The sequence below is a fragment of the Saccharospirillum salsuginis genome (genome assembly GCF_014651855.1).
Lineage (GTDB): Bacteria > Pseudomonadota > Gammaproteobacteria > Pseudomonadales > Natronospirillaceae > Saccharospirillum > Saccharospirillum salsuginis.
The window spans coordinates 163,614-181,588 of sequence record NZ_BMXR01000005.1; the positions used below are offsets into that span (position 1 = coordinate 163,614).

The window sequence follows — 17,975 nt, forward strand, 5'->3', positions numbered from 1 at the left end:
GGAGAACCGCTATGACCGTGTTGCGAGCAGAACGACACCTGGCCTTGGCCATGGGCATCCTTTTCAGCAGTGGTGTGTCTATCGCTGCCGAGATGACCATCATGAAAGAGGACTACGGCCAATTTCATTACAAGACGGACCGGTTGGGCCAACCGCAATCAGCCGACGCCACCGATGTGACCACTCGACGTGTCCGACAGATTCTCGATCGGGTCGACGTGGACTATCGCATTCAACTGCGTACCTGGCCCATCTCGTATCGGCGCGCCTCGAATCGGTCGGACTACGGTATTTTTCCGCTGGAGAAAACCCCCGATCAAATGAATACCTTTGAGTTTGTCGGCCCTTTGGCGACCTACAACTGGGTTGTCTACACCCGTCCCAACAGCGATTTGCGCATCGACAGCTTGAAGGATCTGGAAGGCCTGGACATCGGCGGCTACCAGAATTCCTCGTTTACCCGATACTTGACGGAACAAGGCATCGAGGTGGATGAACTGCCGTTTGATGCACTGAACCTGAAGAAGTTGACCTTGGGCTACATCGACGCCTGGGTGACCTACAATGTCAATGCCGAGAGCATTGCCCGCGAGGCCCAATACCCGATGCCCAGAGCGGCCTGGGTGGTGAAATCGGTGGACGTTTATCTGGGCATCAACCGCGAGACGGACACGGATTTGTTGAGCGCTATCGTGAACGCCTCTAGCGGTCCACTGGTGCGTTCTACCGACTGAACAAATCAGCGACAGCCGATTGAGTGTCGGGGCTCAAGTTCCGCCGGTGACGGATCGAGGGATTAAAGCAGGTGGTAAGGAGGGAAAGCGGTACAGCCGATCGGCCGGTAAGTGATCCTGATCCCTCACCGGCCGATTCCGGACGACATCGTCGCTACTGCATGACCATACCGCCGTCGATCATCAGCAGTTGTCCGGTCATGTAATCGGACTCCGAACTGGCCAGGAAAGCCGCCGTGCCGACCACGTCTTCCGGGTAGGAGTAGCGCTTCATCAGAATCATGTTTTCCGCCAGTTCGTCCATGGACTGTCCCTGTTTCTCGAACTTTCCGATGGCCACCAGGTCCTTATCCAGTTGTTCCCACAACTCCGTACGCACCACACCCGGGCCATAACCGTTCACGGTGATGTTGTGGTCGACCAGCGCCTTGGCACCGCCATTGATCATCGCCTGAACGGCGTGCTTGCTGCAGGCGTAAGGCACCACATCGTCGAATGCCTGGCGGGAAAGGATGGAACCGACGTTGATGATTTTGTAGGGACCGTTTTCCTTACCCTGGGCGATCATTTGCTTGGCGGCTTCCTGCATGCCCAACAGACAACCCAGCGCGTTGACGTCCATGATCTGGTGCCAGTTTTCTTCGGTGATGTCGAGGAACATCAACGGTTTATTGATGCCGGCGTTGTTCAGCATAACATTGATGCTGCCGAAGGCGTCCACCGTCGCCTGCACCGCTGCGCGAACTTCTTCACGATTGGTAACATTCAATTTGACCGCGATGGCCTCGCCGCCCTTGTCCTTGATGCGCTGGACAACTTCTTCACACCCTTCCAGGTTGATATCGGCGACACAGACTTTGGCGCCCTGCGCGGCGTAATATTCTGCAACGGCCGCGCCCATGCCGCGTGCCGCACCGGTGATCAGGCAGTTCTTACCTGCGAGTCGAGTGGTATCCATGACGTACCTCTTGCGTTGATTGTTGTATTCATTGGTATAGAGGATGGATCCGCCAGCCACCATCCGGGGGAGCACCGGGCTCCCACTCCCGGATTCAGGGCGGGAAGACCAAACACGCCTGAGTCTAGAACAAGAAATGAACAAATGCAATCGTTTGCACCAAGAGAAGTCTATCTCCCTTTCGGGCTAATACGAGTACCGAATTCATTATCCGCCAGGTCGCGATATCAGTGCCTGTCCGGATGTCAGGCGTTAGCACCGCTCAGCTTCAATGGCCTCAATTTTGGCCTTTACCGCTTCGGCCTCCTCGGTCAGTAGCGAATAGGTCCGGATGTCGCCGTTTCGCTGGGCTTTGAACGCCCTGGTGGTAAGCGATTCGTAGCTCTTTTGCAGCTGCTTTATAGGGTTGGGCTTCAGGAATGAAAACATACGGGTACCAGCCTTCGTGAACAGTTTCCTCCTATACGAATCCGATCACCCGATGGATGGGTCACCTCTTTCCGTATAGTGGATTGAGGTCGGTTCACCCGGACGAGCACCTCGCCTCACGGGTCTGTTATACTCGCTGACGTACATTCAAAGAGAGATCGATACTATGGCCCAAGCAAGCGCCCGTCACATCCTGGTCAGCTCCGAAGAGCAGTGCCAGGAACTGAAAACCAAAATCGAAGGCGGTGAAGACTTCGCCGCTCTGGCTCAGAAGCACTCCTCCTGCCCCTCCGGCCAGAATGGCGGTGAACTGGGTACGTTCGGCCCGGGCCAGATGGTGCCGGAATTCGACAAGGTGGTGTTCAGCGCGCCGTTGAACGAAGTTCAAGGCCCGGTTAAAACCCAGTTCGGCTACCACCTGCTGGAAGTGACCCAGCGCACGGACTGAGCCTTGCGCGATAGACGATAACGGATTTTATCGTCACTATCGCTCAGGTATGGAGCAGCCACCGGTCCCGTATCGGCGGCTGATCGCCTGTCCCGGGTGCTCGGGTCGAACCGGGCCCATGCATCCGGGTAATCACAAGGAGCTGCCTTCGCCATGCATCGATTGATCGGTTGGAGTCTCGCCGCTGCCATTACGCTTCTGTTCGGTGCTTCGGCGGCCAAGTTCCTGTTCGAGCCCGAACCCGAGGTCCGCACACCCACCGCCACAGCGGTCACGCCCCCTCCCACACTGGAACGCTACCAACGGCATATCAGTTTTACCGAACCGGTACGCACCCTGCTTCTGCCGGACAACATTTTTAAGGTTATCTGCCTGATCGGCCCGCCGGTCCTGGTATCAGGCTGGGATCTGGATCCGGATACCCGTTTTGTCTTTTTTGAAGGTCAATTCCTGGTGGGCGGTGGAGCCGATCCCGTTCGCTATTTCTACACCAATTTAAAACACCCGAATGATGTGTCGCGCTACAACTCGACCGTGGTCAGCGACTTGGCCGACCATCGCGACAGGATCGACCCCGAGACCACGAAACGTCTGCAAATTCCGGTGTTGAAGGGCTTCCCCGATAAAATCGAGCCATTGCGCGCCCTGCTTGAGGCCCCAACGGTGGAATACGAGAAGAACGGCAAGCGACGCTTGGTATACGACCAGAAAATGTGTATCGGCGAAACCCTGATTCAAGGAGCCTACGTTGACATCGACGACGACTATGTCGTAAATGCCAAAGGCCTGACCACCCCGGAAGATGTTCACCTGGCCGTGAACAATCTTCAGCGCAAACGGGTCCCACCGCCGGACGACCCGGACCCGGCACCGATTCGCTATAACGATGAACCTCCTTTCGAAGGGACGGCCGAGTATCAACTGGTCGAATTGATTAAGGCACGGGAGAAAGGGGATCGGGAGGCCGCCCTGTCGATGGTCTCCGAATCGGTGACCAGCGACTTCATTCGCGAGTCGCTTATCCGTTCGATGGAAGACGGATCGCCCGTCAGGTTGGATTCGCTCACCTATCAAGTTCTGGAAGTCAGCCATACCCAGGTTGATATCGAGGTGGTTTACCACGTAATGAGTGGCAGCCTTTTTCGTGGCAAACACCGTATGGTGTTGGAAGATGGGCAGTGGAAAGCCAAGTTCTAGACTGTCTGAACACTCAACCTTTTTGAATTCGTCGCAATACTTAATTCTGGAGTAATCAGAACCATGTCAACATTGGGCTTATCATGAGAACCACTTGGCAATTTCAAATCCTTCTCTGAGAACCTTTTGGCAATTTCCTTTACTCCGCATATCGTTTATTGAACGGTCGTTTAATATCCCCCGCCTCATGGAGTAACACAACAATCCCATTTGGACGAGGAATGGAAAAATGACCTTCAATGGAAAGCACTTGCTGGCGGCCCTGTTTTGTATCTGGCTGGCCGGTTGCCAAATCGATGTAAACCTCCCCGACACCGGCGATGCCAGCCCGGGCGACCAGGACGATAACGGACAGTCCGATAACGACCCCGGCGATTCGGACGACACCGGTGATTCAGGCGACAACGATTCCGATACGAATGCCAAGGCTGTGGACTGGCAATGCGACCCGGAACAACTCCGGTCGATTACGCAGGACGCCTTCGCCCCATCGATCGCGGAAGCATCCACCGAATGCGTGAACGATCTTTTCTCGGTCACCGGCGACACGGCAGCCGATGTCTTCGCCGAATCTCGGATGACCGCTGTTGGGCGCTACCTGGAACAGAACGCTTCTCTGGAGGCCGATCTCGAATCGACCATTCTCTTTTTGCGGGCCGGGTATTATGTTCAGTGGTACCACAAAGACGATGTCGGCGAATACAGCGTCGCGGTCAAAGAACAGTCCCGCAAAGCACTGAATGCCATCCTGACCGATGAGCGGCTGAACCAGGCCAAACCCTCGCCGGTGCTGCCGGAAGCCGTGACCCTGATCGACAGCGCGGCCCTGAACGCGGACTTCCTGCCCACGGTTATTCAATTGTTGAATGGATACGACGCTAACCGTCAGACCGAGCGCAATCATTCCGTCGCGGTCAACAACGGCTTTACCGTCCTGTTCCGGGGGCATCAGAACGACGATTTCACCGACACCGTCCTCGCCGACCAGAGCATACTCACGGCACTGGAAGCATTCGTGGCCGACCACGAGGGCCTGCTCGGAACGGACGAAGAGTACATTCTTGCCAATGCCATGCGCGAATACGGCCGCTTCCTGCAATACGATGCGCTCAAGTCTCGCCTTCGCACTCAGGTGAACCAGTGGCTGACCCGGTACGACATGACCGGTGACACCGCACCGCTGTGGCTGGCGGCCGCTGAACAGGCCGACTACCACGACCGGGACTACTGCTCGACTTACGGTATTTGCGGCTTCAAGGACGACCTGGAGCAGGAAGTACTCTCGTTCGAATTCAATTGCCCGAATGTTTCGGTTGAGCTGCGAGCCCAGGCGCTGGATACCGGCCGCGCTTATGACATTTGCGATACGCTGCTCGACCAGTCCGACCGTTTCCATCAGTTGTTCGCGACCAACCGGACACCCGTGGAAGACGACTTCAACGACTCCCTGGAAGTGGTCATTTTCGACAGCTCGAACGACTACACCACCTACGCCGGTTTGCTGTTCGGTATCAGCACCGACAATGGCGGCATGTACCTGGAAGGTGATCCGTCCAATGCGGATAACCAGGCGCGCTTTATCGCGTACCGGGCCGAATGGCTGGACGAATTCGCCGTCTGGAACCTGCGCCACGAATTCACCCATTACCTGGACGGCCGTTACAACGTTAAGGGGGACTTCAATCAGTCCAGTCAATTCGACACCATCTGGTGGTCCGAAGGCATGGCCGAGTACGCAACCCATCTGGAGGACAGCGACGAAGCCTGGCGCCTGGTCGAACAATCCCGGATCGCGCTGAGCACGGTATTCGCCACCCAATACAGCCATGGTACCGACCGCGTCTACCAGTGGGGCTATCTGGCCTCCCGCTACCTGATGGAAGAGCAACCCTATGAAGTCACCACGCTGCTGGGCTATCTCCGGAGTGCGGACTTCGACGCCTATGAAAGCTACCTCGATCAATTGGGCGGCCGCTACGACGACGCTTTTGACCAGTGGCTGGTGGATGAACTGGAAGCCCGGGATGACTCGGACGATTCAGGCGGCGGTGACGACGGCGATAACGGGTCAGAGGATGATGCCCGACTTGTCAACGGCCAGGCCCGGACCATGCTGTCCAGCCCCGATGCGGATTACTTCTACATCTTTGTTCCCGAAGGCGCGCACGACCTGCGCATTACCACCACCGGGGGCGAAGGTGACGTGACGCTGTATGGCCGCAATGAAACCTGGCCGTCGAACAGCGACTACGACGTTCAATCCGTTGGGAATGGTACCGACACATCCATTGCGGTATCGATGCCGCAAACCGGTACGTACTACTACGTTCGCCTGGATACAACGAACGGTTTCAGCGGCGTCACCTTGACCGCCGAGTTCCTCCAGTAAACGATCGACCGCCGATGCATTCGCCGTCGGCGGTCACTCTTCTCGCTTAATATTCGACTGCGCTAGAACCGGGCACTGAGCGACACGCTCGCGGCCATGTAGGCGTCGGGCGGTGTATCCAGCCCGCCATAGGGGTTGCCGCGCATTTGCCATTCGGCTTCCAGCGACCCCCGCTTGAAGTGGTAACCGCCACCGGCCGACACATAGTAGGCCACGGCTTCCAGTTCCGGTTGGTAGTCCACCAACCATGTTTCCTGAAACTGCCCCACGCCGACGTAAGCGGTCCACCCTTGCGAATCCAGATTGACGCCGGTGTGAATATCCAGTGAGAAACCATCCACCCGTAGCGTGGCATCGGTTTGATCCACGGTTTGATAGACGGTACCGACGATCCGAAAATACCGGTGAGCAGCGGAAAGATGGACGCGTGGGCCGAGAAACAACTGCTGCGACTCCGACTCCGCGTAAGACAACGCCAATGCTTGGCTGCCCACACCGACACTCAGGTTGCGATCGTCCGCAACCAGGCTCGCCGACGCGGCACCCAAGCACAGGGTCAGCGCACACCGGCGAAGCCCTCTCCCATTCAAACCCTTGTTGTTACACACCATCTGTCCGCCTCTGTTTCTTTCCGTGAACGACCCATAACCAAAAAAGGCCACACCGACCTGGGCAGTCGATGCAGCCAATTGAACCGAACGGTTGAGGTGAGTCAGCCGTTCGGTTGTTTCGGGGTTTCCGACGTTATTCGATTTCGCGAATGAGCGATAGCCCTTCGAAGTTTTCGTAACCGTGGATACCGATGTACCAGGTACCTTCGGCCGGGTTCTCGATCACACAGCTTTCCTCGTTACCGTCTTCGAACGGACGGCAATCGAAGGTTTTCCGGCTGACGTCCGAACCATGACGCACGTAGAGGTCGGCGTCGCCTTCACCGCGCGCGATGCTGATGCTCAGTTTGCTGTCACCGGCTTTCACTTCCTGGGTGTAACGCAACCACTGGCCTTTGTCGGCGGACAGGTTGTCATCCTGCTCGGAGACGCCGCCGTTGTCCGGCGCTTCAACCGTCGCGGTCAGGGTGACACCGGAGTAGTCGGTGTACGGGTCCAGCATGATGTACCAGTCGCCCTGCTGCGGGTATCTGAAGCTGCACAGCTCGTTGTTGCCCTGACGGTACGGGCGGCAATCGTGACTGGACTTCGTCGGCTCTTCGCCTTGTTTGACGTAGAGGTCGGCATCGCCCGAACCGCCGCTGATCTGGATGTCCAGCTTGGTGGCGCCTTCGGGAACCGCGATGCGGTAGGCTACGTCGTCCGGTGCGGCCTTGGTGTCCGCCAGGTTCGACTCGGCCACGCCGCTCTCCAGGTCAATCAACACCGGTTCGGTTGTATCGGTGGAACAGCCCTGCTGTTGTAGGTAGTCGTGCGCGGCCTTCGCCTGGATCAGGCCGTGGCCGTAGTAGATGTCACGACCGGCGGAACCGAGGTCGACGGCGGTGCTGTTCAGAGCGTTGCGCAGGTCCTGCGCCGAACAGCCTTGGTTGTTGCTCCACACCAGCGCGGAGACACCGGCGACGTGCGGGGTCGCCATCGAGGTTCCGTTGAAGTAGGCGTAACGGCCACCCGGAATTGTGGAGCGCACGCTCACGCCCGGCGCGGCGATTTCGACCTGGCTGTTGTACTGGGAGAAGTTGGCGCGGTTGTTGTTGCTGTCCGTCGCCGCGACGGAATACACCGCATCGTAGGACGCCGGATAGGAGTAACGGTTGTTACCGTCGTTACCGGCGGCCGCCACCAACAGCATGCCGTTGTCGTAGAAGTTCTGCATGGCCTGACGTTCGGACTGGCTGGAACCGGGTCCGCCCAGGCTCATGTTGACCACGCTCGCGCCCGAATCGGAGCATTGCTCGATGGCCTGAATCAGGTCCGAGCCGTAAGCCCAGTCGCCGTTGTTGTTGAAGATCTTGACGATGTGCAGGCCCAGTTGACCGGACGGATTCACACCGACCACGCCAATGCCGTTGCCGCCCAACGCCGCGATGGTGCCGGCGACGTGGGTGCCGTGTCCGTTACCGTCGTGGTTCCAGTTACCGGCGTATTGGCTGGTGACACTGCCGGTGATACCCGCATTCGGCAGGTCCGGATGATTGATGTCGTAACCGCTGTCGATAATACAAACCTTAGAATCTACAGTGGCGCCATCAAGAACCTGATCGGCCTGTACGCGGGTGATGCCGTAGGGTGTGTCTTCCGCCAGCAGGTAGCGAACGGGGTCCGGCTCGACATAGGCGACCGCGTCTTCGTTGCGCAACTGTTCGACCTGCTCGTCGCTCAATTCGGCGACACTGGCTTGCAGATCGTTCAGGTGCATCAGGGACGTCGCACCGCCGGCACGCGAGAGAATGTGGTCCGCCGAGCGGGTGGAGAAGGTGCCGTTGCTGCGTTGCAGGCTGGCCCGGCGTTCATCGTATTTCACGATGTAGCGGCCGGTTTCGCCGATCTTGCCGGCGTTGAAGTCCGCACCGTTGTCGGGTGTGGTTTCGTTTTGCGTCGCGTCACTCGCGCTGTCGTCACCGACCGGGCGGGCGTGTCCGTCCAGGTCGAGACATCCGGCCAGTGTCAAAGCGGAGACACCGGCGCAAGCCATTAAAAAGGAGTTCTTCTTTAGCATTCCTTGACCGTCCATTGTTTATTATGTGTACGTCCAACGCCACTGCGATACTCCGCACAGGGCGTCAAAAGGGAGGCGCAATTGTGACGATTCAATGACGGTTTTCTGAGACTTGATTAACAAACTGTTGACCGAATGGTGACATTCTGGCGATTTAATGACCGCCATCACAGCCAGAGTGAGAAGTAGTACAAAACAGTGAAGCGCGTGAGTCGGAATCCGTGAACGAAATTCATCAATGACCCGATTTGTAATCAGAACGGCGGCATGCCCGCCCCTTCGACGGTTGACAATTCCGCCAACAGTCGGTGCCCGCCGAAGACATAAATCGCGTTCAGTACGGCCTCCCCGATCATCACACCGGAGAGCATGCTGGCGGTGCGGATGCGCACCAGGGTGCCGATGTAGACAATTAGGTCGGTTGGTGCGAAGGGAAAGAAACTCCAGCCGATGACAACCGGCAAACCATATTTCTGCGTCTGGCGTTTGATGTGATCCGCCTTCGGATGTCGCAACAGTTTACGTTCCAGGCGCGGACCGAGACTCATATGGCGAACCGCCAGGATCACCAGCCAGGAAGACGCCAGAATACCGATCATGTTCAACGCATACGCCAACCAGGGTGGAAACAGGGCAATGCCGATAAACAACAGCGGCGTACTGGGGATCAACAAGAGTCCACGCAGGCACAGGACAGCAACGTACAGGACAATCAGCGCGCTGCCCTGGCTTTGGGCCAGCCAGGAAAAAAAGGCGACGGTTCTCGCCAGGTCCCGGACCAGGAATTGCGCGTACAAATACAATGCGAAGGCAATGGCCAGACCCCAAAACAGCAGTCCTGCGCGTTTCAAACGGATTTCCTTTCAATGACATCGGCCATCTATCCTAAAAACTCTGGTCCCGGGTGTCAGTGGCAGAAGTCATGGATCGAACCGCAAACAGCGGCCAATCTCCGGCCGCTGTTTAAACGCACCGATGGAAATCAGCTGCGATAGGCACCCTGGCGTTCGAACATCCAGCCCGGGTATTCCACCGGCAACCGGCTGACGTCATCCAGTCTCGCCAGGTCCTGATCGCTCAGCCGGACCTCGGTCGAACGGATGTTGTCGGTCAACTGTTCGACTCGCTTGGCCCCGACAATCACACTGGTGACGGCGTCCTGGTGCAGCAGCCAGGCCTGGGCGATCTGGGCGACGCTGGCTTCGTGGTCCCCGGCGATATCGCGCATGACATCAACGACATCGAAGGCGCGATCCCGATTCACCGGCGGAAAGTCGAATCCGTCGCGCCGGCCATCACCTGCGCCCTTGCGGTCGTACTTGCCGGAGAGCAAACCGCCGGCCAGCGGGCTCCAGACCATCAAACCGATGTTCTCGGATTTCAGCATGGGAATGATCTCGCGTTCCAGATCGCGGGCGGCCAAAGTGTAATAGGCCTGCAGCGACAGGATGGGTGCGAGCCGGCGAGCCTCGGTGATGCCGACGGCCTTGACCACCTGCCAGGCCGCCCAGTTGGACAGACCGATGTAGCGTACCAGGCCTTGCTGCACCAGCGTGTTCAATGCTTCCAGCGTTTCGACCATGGGCGTCGCCGGGTCGAAGCCGTGGATCTGGTAGAGGTCGATGTAGTCCAGCCCCATCCGTTCCAGGCTGGCCCGGACCTGGGTCATGATGTGTCCGCGGGAGGCGCCCATGGCGTTGGGGCTTTCGCCCATGGGGCCGAACACCTTGGTGGCGACCACGACTTCATGGCGCGGTATGCCCAGATTGCGCAGTGACTGACCGAGAATCCGTTCGCTAGCACCGCCGGCGTAGATGTTGGCCGTGTCGATGAAGTTGATGCCCGCGTCGAGGGCGGTTTTAACCAGGGCGTCTGCGTCGCTCTGGCCCAGTTGGCCGATCTGGCCCCACATGTCGTCGCCACCGCCGAACGTCATGGTGCCGAGGCAGAGTTCGGATACGAACAGGCCGCTGTGGCCGAGTTGTTTCATACGCATGAGTGATCTCCTTGAGTGGTTGCTCGTGAACGCCTGAACACGTTATCAACCGCGATGCGCATTCCAGCTATCCGTTTCTCTCACGGTCTTGCCCGATCCTCTCATCGTGTCGTGCTGACCGGTGCGGTCCGTCTCTGCGAGTGCTAATCTTGCGCCATGACTTCGATACTGGAACCGTTAATTACCGCCACCGACGCCCTGTGGCATCGCTACGGCGCCGAACCACCGCTGGATGGCCTGCGTATCACCCGCACAGACACACCGAGCGGGATCATACGCGCCGTTTACCAGCCATCGCTCTGTGTCGTGTTGCAGGGGTCGAAAATGAGCATGCTGGGCAATCAGGCGTTTCACTATACGAGCGGTCAGTGCTTGCTGGCGTCGGTGAATGTTCCGGTCACCGCCCGAATCACCGGGGCTTCGGCGGAAACCCCCTACCTGGCATTCAGCTTCGCGATTGATCCGGTCACGGTGGGCGATCTGCTGGTTGAACGGGCGGACGCTCTGCCCCAGGTTCAGCCACGTGCAGCCCTGCAGACCGCTGACATTCCGCAGACTTTGCTGGATCCTCTCACGCGCCTGCTGGCCTTGCCGAACCACCCAGAGGATATGCCCGTTCTCGCCCCGCTCATCCAGAAGGAAATCGCCTGGCGACTGCTCGGCAGCGAACTTAGCGAACCGCTACGACACCTGGGCTTGAAAGAGAGCCATACGGCCCGCGTCGGCCGGGCTACCGCCTGGATCCGAGAGCACTACAATCAGCCTCTGCGCGTCACGGACCTTGCCAGAATGATCAACATGAGCCCCGCGTCTTTCCACCGCCACTTTAAAGCGGTCACCCAGGCCACGCCGGTTCAGTTCCAGAAACAGATTCGACTGCAGGAAGCGCGGCGGTTGTTGTTGACCCGGGAGGATGTCGCGGCGGTGGGGTTCAGCGTCGGCTACGAAAGCGCGTCGCAGTTCAGTCGGGATTATCGAAAACTGTTCGGGGCGCCACCGGGGCAGGATCGGGACACGATGCGGGCCAGTCTGGCCAGTTGATCCCAGAGGAGGAAACAGTAGGAGGCACACCCTCCTACTGTGTTATGAAAAACGGACGTCACATCTCGTCATCGTCTTCCATCATGTCGTCGTCTTTCATTTCCTCGCTTTTCATGTCGTCCTTCATCATGCCGTCGTCGCCCGTCATGGACGAACAACCCTGCAGGCCGATCAGGCCGACGAAGAAAACGCTGAGAAACATCATTGCCTTCAGTTTGCTCATGCTGCCAGTCTCCTTAGTGTCGTTTTTGGATCAGAGTACCGCTCGGATTTGGGCTTACGCCGTTCCGAGTCAACTTAGAGACCAGGGTTCATGAAAAGTTCCGTTAAATCACGCTGAAGCCAATGAACACAAAGAGACACACAACGACGATCAACGCCGCCAAAGCGAAGGCGCCATCCTGAGAAATCAACGCCAACCCAAAAATCGACAGTGCGAGACCGGCGCCGTTCGCGCTGAACGGTACGACTTCCATCAAGGGGGTTGCCAGGGCGATGGCGATGCAGACCACCGCAATCAGGTAGCGCCCCGGACCGACGACCAGATGAGTCAAGCGGATGTGGGTGTAGCGATCGATGAAACCCGCCGGGCGGCGCGACCAGTCCAGTGCTTTGTAGAGGGTGTCGCGTTTGACCGTACGGTTCAGCAGCCACTTTGGCAACCAGGGCGGGCCGTTGCGGAACATGAGTTGGGACGCGACCAATAACACCAACAGGGCCATCAGTGTGGGGACGCCGGGAATATCGCCCAGAATCGGTGCCAGCATGACCAGGCCGGCTAAGAGCAGGATCGGTCCCAGTGTTCGGGTGCCGGTGGCGCTGAGCACATCGTCCAGGCAAATGTGTTTGCGATCGGGCACGGTCTGGGCGATGCGGTCGATCAGCCCCGAGAGATTGGTGATGTCGTGTGACATGACTGGTTTCCCTTTCCATTCGAAGACCGAAGGCTGTTCCCTAGCCTTGTGTCGCCGGCGTGTGATTACAACCGTCGCTCCGTTAGTCAGATGTACCCAGGGCTCTGAAGGGTTCGTTGAGCCGGTCAACGTCCACGTCTTCGAGCGTATCGGCGTCGTCCCCGGCGAGTCGGGTTTCGGCCAGCGGCACCTCGACACGGAATTCGACGCCGCGAATGTCCAATGGCTGGAAGCTTGCGGTGGCCTGGCGCCCCTTGTTGTGAATGTCCAGCACCCAGGCAGGGCGGCCGGGTGTGGCCGGGTCGAGCCAGGACGAGCGGGACCGGGCATCGGCCACGGTCAGGCTGTGCGGTTCGGTCTGCCCGGCCCGGGACACCTCCACCGACGTAATGGCCTGGTCATACTCGAATTCCAGTTGCTTGTCGGGCGCCTCGTCCGGGTTCAGCCGGACGCGCGGCAACTCGTCCTCCAGCACGATGTCCACCATCTGGGTCAGTACCCGGCCGTCGGCCAACGTCACACGGATGGAGAGCCAGCCGCCGGTGTTGGCGACATTGGTGATGTTCACGCGGCCTTCATAGCCCTTGGCGATTTCACCGACGAAGAACAACCCCAGGCCCTTGCCGTGATGCTCCTTCACCTTGCGCGTCGAATAGCCGAGCTGGAACACCTTGGCCTGGTCCTCCTCGGAGATCGGTGGCCCGCCGTTGAAAACGCTGATGCAGGCCAGACCGTCCCGCTCGGTCAGGTTCACGGCGACGCGGCGATATTTGTGGCGGTAGGGGCGTTTGCCACTGAAGAACTGGGCATTTTTCAGCAGGTTTTCCAACAGCAGCACCCAGTGGTTCTCCAGCCCCAACAAGGCCCCGCAGGGTTGAATGTCGACCCAGAAGGTCGCGTCGTCCTGCCAGCGACAGGGCAGCCCCCGGGCCAGTTCGGTTTTGAATGCCGGGCCGTTTTCGAGCAGCGGGGTCAGGGCGCGTTCCAGCGCGCGCACCGGTGAGAAATCCGGCTGCAACGATTGGGTGGCGGCCGACTCCGGGTCCAATACCTGTTGATAATACTGCTCTTCGAGATCGCACAGTTGATTGGCGATGTGCAGGGCGATGTTGTCGGTCGTCGCCAGATCCAGCAGGTCCCACAAGTAGCGTAACTGATCCAGCGCGTCCCGCGTTTCCTCATAGCCGCTGTCGGCTTCATCGAGCCGGACCAGGCTGGCTTCCAACACCGCCTGCACCTTGTCGAAGCCGATCACACCGTTGTGGCGCACCTCGGCGGCGATGCTCTTGAAGTGCAGGAATTTCTCGTCGTACTCGATGTATTCCAGCAGTTTGTCGCTGATGAATAGCTTCAACTTATCGGCATGGCCGGCGTAGGTGTGCACTTTCTGCTGCAACTGTTTGCGGCTTTGCCAGAGTTGGTCGACCTCATCCTGAAAGCGTTTGACCTGCTTGCGGTTCCGCTTGCGATCCCGACCGAAGCGGTGCACATCGTGAATCAGGAAAATAAAGAAAATCGCCGTCAGCGCCGCCTTGATTTTGTAATCGAACACAAAGGCCGGCACGTCGTAAAACGCGATCAACTCCGGTTCGGACATCAGGAAGAAATAAGCCACCAGGAACAGGCCAAAGAAACTGCTCAGCCAACCGTAACGCAACTTCAGAGACGGCAAATAGGGATGGGTCTTGCCATTCAAACCCTGTGATTCAGCCATGGTCCGGCCTCCAACAATACGACTCCTCATCCCCGAAGGTCACGATGCCCTCGCCTGCCTTGCATCGCTCGGTGAACGCGCCCGTCTCTTCCTCGGCCTGATCGAACGCCCGGCGCAAGGTGCGAATGTGCTGACGGTAATTCGCGTAGGAAAACCGCTCCGGGTCCGCATCCAACTTTTCCGCGATCTGAAACGTCGATAACGGACTCGGCGCTGCCTCCACCAGAAACCGCAGAATCTTTCTAGGCGTCGGCGCCAATGGCCGCCGTGCATTGGCCGGGTTCATCAAGCGCGTGCCTCGCCAATACACCTCCCAGGTGCGCGTATCGATGCTCAGCGAGCCGCTGCGCAGCATCTCATCGCCCGCCTGCTCACCGCCGCCGGCCTGCGCCTGACGCAGCGCCGCCCGGATCCGCCAGCACAATACCGCCTCCACATTACGCTGATGCTTGGCGATGAAATCCCGGGTGCCGCCCTGCTCGAACGCCTCCTGCTCGATGTCCGTCCCGCTGTGCTCCGACAGATACAACACCGGCACCCCCGGCCATCGCTTCAACAACGCCCGGGATACTGAGAGACCGGCCAGACTGTTGCCGCCCATATGCGCGTCCAACAAGGCCACATCGGGCTGCTTCGGCGCCTGGCGGATGTGTTGGCAGGCCGCTTCGGCGAACTTGAACGTCACCACCTCCGTCCGCCCTACGCCGAAGTCTGTGCTCTCCAGCACCGGCTTGAAACGCTCGATCCAGTGGCTTTGGTCTTCTACCCAGAGAATGGTGGTCATGGTGGTTACGGCAGTTACGGCTTTGGACCGTCCAGTGTAGCACCGGGGTTTGTTGTGGCTTTGTGAAGCGGGTCCGGTTTTTGGGGTGATGTGCCCCTCCGTAGGGTAGAAGAGGCCGAAGGCCGTTATCTACCGGTTTTGGGGCGGTGGATGGCGTGGGGGTTTGTTGGGTGGGCTTCGCCCACTTGGCAGATAACGCTGTCGCCCGATGTGTCGGACCACTTCTGCCCTACAGGTTACCCCGGAAAAGTGGAATACGTCGATGATGGCTAGTACCGGAGGTTGGGTCAGCTCTGGAGGGGACATCTGAGCCAGGGATGGCGAAGCTAAGCCTACATGGATGTATTTACGGCGGTCTCCGGAAGAGCTTACCCAACCTCCTGTACGGGTTAATAGCACAACTCACAGATTTTTCACCGGGCCGTTCGACACTCTCCTCCGTCAACCAAAGGAGGAACCCTTATGTTCATGCAACTATTGACCGTCTGGTCCGACACCATCGCCGTGTCCGCCGCCATATGGCTCGTCCTCCTGGTCACCGTCCTGTACCTGGGGCGTGGCCAGGCCCATCAACTGTTTGAAACCACCGGCCGCGCCCTGTTCAACGCCATGCGCCTGGCCGCTCACGCCGTTCTGCGCCTGGAAAAGCGCCTGGTCGAGCGCAATCGTGACGTCCTGCTCGCCATGGGGCGCAACGCCGCCGAGAAAACCATCGAACGCGAGTTCACCCGGGTCAGCACCCTGGTCGACCGCGATCTCGGCCAATACCCCACGCTGCACCGCAAAATCGCCGACACCATCGACAAGATCGAGGACGACTACCGCGAATCGATCCAGTCGACGCCACTGCCGCCGGCCTGGTCCGAAGTTGTCGACACCATCGCCAGCCTGCCGAGCAGCGCCGACCCGGCTCTGAACAAGATATTGACCAACATCCAGGAAGCGATCGAAGACTCGCACGAGGAAACACTCAAGGCGTTCCAGAAAGCCACGCTCGAGCGGCACCGCCACCTGTCCGCCATGCAACCGCACTGGCGCTCGCTGCAGGGCAACATGGACAAGGTCAAATCGACGCTCGACAGCCTGGAAGAACGCACCCGCACCATCGACGGCCAGATGGACCGTTACGAGTCCATCCGCAAAGCCGAGGAACCGGCTGTGAATGCCCTGACCGCCTCGTCCATCACGCAGTTCTTCATCGCCGGCCTGGTGTTGGTCATCGCCAGCCTCGGCGGTCTGATCAACTTCCAGTTGATCGCCCTGCCGATGTCCGAAATGGTTGGCGGCAACAGCTATATCGGTGCGTTGAAGACGTCCGACATCGCCGCACTGGTCATCATCCTGGTCGAGATCGCCATGGGGTTGTTCCTGCTGGAGTCGCTGCGCATCACCCACCTGTTCCCGGTGATCGGCAGCATGGACGACCGGCTGCGCCGGCGCATGATCGTCATTACGCTGACCATTCTGACCATCCTGGCCAGCATCGAGGCCTCGCTCGCCTACATGCGCGACCTGCTGGCACTGGACCGCGCCGCACTGCAGCAATCGCTGGCCGGGGTCGGCGTGGTCGAAGCCCAGTTCCGCTGGATTCCGTCCATCGGCCAGATGGTCATGGGTTTCATCCTGCCGTTCGCCCTGGCCTTCGTGGCGATCCCGCTGGAATCCTTCATCCACGCGCTGCGCACCGTGCTCGGCATCCTCACGGTCGGCTTGTTGCGTACCGTTCGTGTCGGTCTGCGTCTGGTCGGTTCGCTGAGTCGTCACGCCTGCCAGATCCTGGCGCATGTGTACGACCTGATCATCATGGTGCCGCTGGGCGTCGAACGCCTGATCCGCGAGCGTTCCACAGCACCGAGACTGGTCGAGCGTGAAGCGAACGCCACCGCCGCCAAAGAAGAGCCGCCGTTCGACCTGGACGAGACTCCGGAACCGGCCAAGCGAGCGCCGAAACGCCGCCGCACGCCGAAAATCGACCCGGAACCCCCAACCGCACAGGAGGCCACATCATGAAACTGGTGAATTCCGCCGCTACGATGACCCGACGCCTGGTGTTCGGTCTGGTCATCGCCGGATTCGTCGGCAGCCTGCTTTCGGGCTGCGGCGAACCGCCGGTCCAGAACCGGTCCGTCTACATGCTGATCGACACCTCCGGCACCTACACCCAGCAGTTGGACAAGGCCGAGAAGATCATGAACTACCTGCTGGCGACACTGGGCAGCGGCGACTCGCTCGCCCTTGCCCGCATCGACAGCGCCAGCTTCAGCGAAAAGGACATCGTCGCCAAAGCCACCTTCGACGAACGGCCGAGTACGGCCAACGACCAGAAGCGGTTGTTCCAGCACCGGATGCAGAAGTTCATCACCGCCATCGAACGCGGCAGCGCGCACACCGACATCACCGGCGGCGTGTTGCAGGCGGTCGACTTCCTGAACGAGACCGGCGCCGACGAGAAATACGTGCTGATCTTCTCCGACCTGGAAGAGGACCTGCCCGAAGGCCACGTGCGCAACTTCCCGATCGACGTCGAAGGCATTGAAGTGGTCGCGCTGAACGTGACCAAACTGACTCAGGACAACATCGACCCGCGCGACTACGAGAACCGCCTGGAGGAATGGCAGAGCCGCGTCATCGACGGCGGCGGCCGCTGGCGCGTGCTGAACGACCTGGAACGCATGGACCGGCTGATCGCCCTGCGCTGATG

Annotated in this window: 17 protein-coding genes; 7 read left to right on the forward strand and 10 right to left on the reverse strand. The window is 59.2% G+C overall.

Annotated features, from left to right (window positions below; all coding sequences use genetic code 11):
- The first annotated feature begins 11 nt into the window (after positions 1-11).
- The gene (locus IE111_RS11290) at positions 12-734 is read left to right on the forward strand and encodes a substrate-binding periplasmic protein (RefSeq protein WP_189608668.1); all 723 of its coding nucleotides are present in this window, start codon (positions 12-14) and stop codon (positions 732-734) included.
- Positions 735-888: 154 nt separating this feature from the next.
- Here IE111_RS11290 and IE111_RS11295 read toward each other — a convergent pair whose 3' ends face one another.
- Both IE111_RS11295 and IE111_RS11300 read right to left on the reverse strand, forming a co-directional pair.
- On the reverse strand, positions 889-1,692 hold the full coding sequence (locus IE111_RS11295; RefSeq protein WP_189608669.1) for an SDR family NAD(P)-dependent oxidoreductase: 804 nt from the start codon (positions 1,690-1,692) through the stop codon (positions 889-891).
- 252 nt (positions 1,693-1,944) lie between these two features.
- The gene (locus IE111_RS11300; protein WP_189608670.1) at positions 1,945-2,121 is read right to left on the reverse strand and encodes a DUF6435 family protein; all 177 of its coding nucleotides are present in this window, start codon (positions 2,119-2,121) and stop codon (positions 1,945-1,947) included.
- A gap of 145 nt (positions 2,122-2,266) precedes the next feature.
- Between IE111_RS11300 and IE111_RS11305 the strand changes: the two genes are divergently transcribed.
- The 3 genes from IE111_RS11305 to IE111_RS11315 all read left to right on the forward strand — a co-directional run bounded on the left by IE111_RS11305 (position 2,267) and on the right by IE111_RS11315 (position 6,155).
- On the forward strand, positions 2,267-2,569 hold the full coding sequence (locus tag IE111_RS11305; protein ID WP_505973610.1) for a peptidylprolyl isomerase: 303 nt from the start codon (positions 2,267-2,269) through the stop codon (positions 2,567-2,569).
- Between the two features lie 153 nt (positions 2,570-2,722).
- Positions 2,723-3,766, forward strand: a complete 1,044-nt coding sequence (locus tag IE111_RS11310; protein ID WP_189608672.1) for a hypothetical protein — start codon at positions 2,723-2,725, stop codon at positions 3,764-3,766.
- 229 nt (positions 3,767-3,995) lie between these two features.
- Complete coding sequence (locus tag IE111_RS11315) at positions 3,996-6,155, forward strand: M9 family metallopeptidase (RefSeq protein WP_189608673.1); 2,160 nt, start codon at positions 3,996-3,998, stop codon at positions 6,153-6,155.
- A 62-nt stretch (positions 6,156-6,217) separates the two neighbouring features.
- Here the strand turns inward: IE111_RS11315 and IE111_RS11320 are convergent, their stop codons facing one another.
- From IE111_RS11320 to IE111_RS11335, 4 genes are all read right to left on the reverse strand, one after another.
- Positions 6,218-6,703 carry a hypothetical protein gene (locus tag IE111_RS11320; protein WP_189608674.1) on the reverse strand — a complete coding sequence of 162 codons (486 nt, stop codon included), beginning with the start codon at positions 6,701-6,703 and terminating at the stop codon, positions 6,218-6,220.
- Positions 6,704-6,899: 196 nt separating this feature from the next.
- Positions 6,900-8,825, reverse strand: a complete 1,926-nt coding sequence (locus IE111_RS11325; RefSeq protein ID WP_229805325.1) for a S8 family serine peptidase — start codon at positions 8,823-8,825, stop codon at positions 6,900-6,902.
- Between the two features lie 254 nt (positions 8,826-9,079).
- Positions 9,080-9,676: a TVP38/TMEM64 family protein gene (locus IE111_RS11330; RefSeq protein WP_189608676.1), complete on the reverse strand. Its 597-nt coding sequence runs from the start codon at positions 9,674-9,676 to the stop codon at positions 9,080-9,082.
- A gap of 131 nt (positions 9,677-9,807) precedes the next feature.
- Positions 9,808-10,821 carry an aldo/keto reductase gene (locus IE111_RS11335; protein WP_189608677.1) on the reverse strand — a complete coding sequence of 338 codons (1,014 nt, stop codon included), beginning with the start codon at positions 10,819-10,821 and terminating at the stop codon, positions 9,808-9,810.
- A 156-nt stretch (positions 10,822-10,977) separates the two neighbouring features.
- On the opposite strand from IE111_RS11335, the gene IE111_RS11340 reads away from it, so the two are divergent.
- On the forward strand, positions 10,978-11,862 hold the full coding sequence (locus IE111_RS11340) for an AraC family transcriptional regulator (protein ID WP_189608678.1): 885 nt from the start codon (positions 10,978-10,980) through the stop codon (positions 11,860-11,862).
- Between the two features lie 58 nt (positions 11,863-11,920).
- On the opposite strand, the gene IE111_RS11345 is transcribed toward IE111_RS11340, so the two are convergent.
- The 4 genes from IE111_RS11345 to IE111_RS11360 all read right to left on the reverse strand — a co-directional run bounded on the left by IE111_RS11345 (position 11,921) and on the right by IE111_RS11360 (position 15,274).
- A complete protein-coding gene (locus IE111_RS11345; protein WP_189608679.1) occupies positions 11,921-12,085 on the reverse strand; it encodes a hypothetical protein in 165 nt (54 codons plus the stop codon).
- Positions 12,086-12,188: 103 nt separating this feature from the next.
- Positions 12,189-12,776, reverse strand: coding sequence for an exopolysaccharide biosynthesis protein (locus tag IE111_RS11350; RefSeq protein ID WP_189608680.1), 588 nt, complete (start codon positions 12,774-12,776; stop codon positions 12,189-12,191).
- A gap of 82 nt (positions 12,777-12,858) precedes the next feature.
- A complete protein-coding gene (locus IE111_RS11355) occupies positions 12,859-14,490 on the reverse strand; it encodes a sensor histidine kinase (RefSeq protein ID WP_189608681.1) in 1,632 nt (543 codons plus the stop codon).
- Entirely contained in the window at positions 14,483-15,274 is a 792-nt protein-coding gene (locus IE111_RS11360; RefSeq protein WP_189608682.1) for a response regulator transcription factor, read from the reverse strand. Before IE111_RS11360 ends, IE111_RS11355 begins: the two co-directional genes overlap by 8 nt.
- A gap of 462 nt (positions 15,275-15,736) precedes the next feature.
- Here IE111_RS11360 and IE111_RS11365 point away from each other — a divergent pair, with 462 nt between their 5' ends.
- Both IE111_RS11365 and IE111_RS11370 read left to right on the forward strand, forming a co-directional pair.
- On the forward strand, positions 15,737-17,284 hold the full coding sequence (locus tag IE111_RS11365) for a hypothetical protein (protein WP_189608683.1): 1,548 nt from the start codon (positions 15,737-15,739) through the stop codon (positions 17,282-17,284).
- Positions 17,281-17,973, forward strand: coding sequence for a VWA domain-containing protein (locus IE111_RS11370; RefSeq protein ID WP_229805326.1), 693 nt, complete (start codon positions 17,281-17,283; stop codon positions 17,971-17,973). The genes IE111_RS11365 and IE111_RS11370 overlap by 4 nt, the downstream gene beginning before the upstream one ends.
- Positions 17,974-17,975 lie beyond the last annotated feature (2 nt).

Bases quoted from the DNA above. Each gene is read 5' to 3' on its own strand.
- IE111_RS11290 (WP_189608668.1), top strand. From the start codon at position 12: ATGACCGTGTTGCGAGCAGAACGACACCTGGCCTTGGCCATGGGCATC.
- IE111_RS11295 (WP_189608669.1), bottom strand. From the start codon at position 1,692: ATGGATACCACTCGACTCGCAGGTAAGAACTGCCTGATCACCGGTGCG.
- IE111_RS11300 (WP_189608670.1), bottom strand. From the start codon at position 2,121: ATGTTTTCATTCCTGAAGCCCAACCCTATAAAGCAGCTGCAAAAGAGC.
- IE111_RS11310 (WP_189608672.1), top strand. From the start codon at position 2,723: ATGCATCGATTGATCGGTTGGAGTCTCGCCGCTGCCATTACGCTTCTG.
- IE111_RS11315 (WP_189608673.1), top strand. From the start codon at position 3,996: ATGACCTTCAATGGAAAGCACTTGCTGGCGGCCCTGTTTTGTATCTGG.
- IE111_RS11325 (WP_229805325.1), bottom strand. From the start codon at position 8,825: ATGCTAAAGAAGAACTCCTTTTTAATGGCTTGCGCCGGTGTCTCCGCT.
- IE111_RS11335 (WP_189608677.1), bottom strand. From the start codon at position 10,821: ATGCGTATGAAACAACTCGGCCACAGCGGCCTGTTCGTATCCGAACTC.
- IE111_RS11340 (WP_189608678.1), top strand. From the start codon at position 10,978: ATGACTTCGATACTGGAACCGTTAATTACCGCCACCGACGCCCTGTGG.
- IE111_RS11345 (WP_189608679.1), bottom strand. From the start codon at position 12,085: ATGAGCAAACTGAAGGCAATGATGTTTCTCAGCGTTTTCTTCGTCGGC.
- IE111_RS11350 (WP_189608680.1), bottom strand. From the start codon at position 12,776: ATGTCACACGACATCACCAATCTCTCGGGGCTGATCGACCGCATCGCC.
- IE111_RS11355 (WP_189608681.1), bottom strand. From the start codon at position 14,490: ATGGCTGAATCACAGGGTTTGAATGGCAAGACCCATCCCTATTTGCCG.
- IE111_RS11360 (WP_189608682.1), bottom strand. From the start codon at position 15,274: ATGACCACCATTCTCTGGGTAGAAGACCAAAGCCACTGGATCGAGCGT.
- IE111_RS11365 (WP_189608683.1), top strand. From the start codon at position 15,737: ATGTTCATGCAACTATTGACCGTCTGGTCCGACACCATCGCCGTGTCC.
- IE111_RS11370 (WP_229805326.1), top strand. From the start codon at position 17,281: ATGAAACTGGTGAATTCCGCCGCTACGATGACCCGACGCCTGGTGTTC.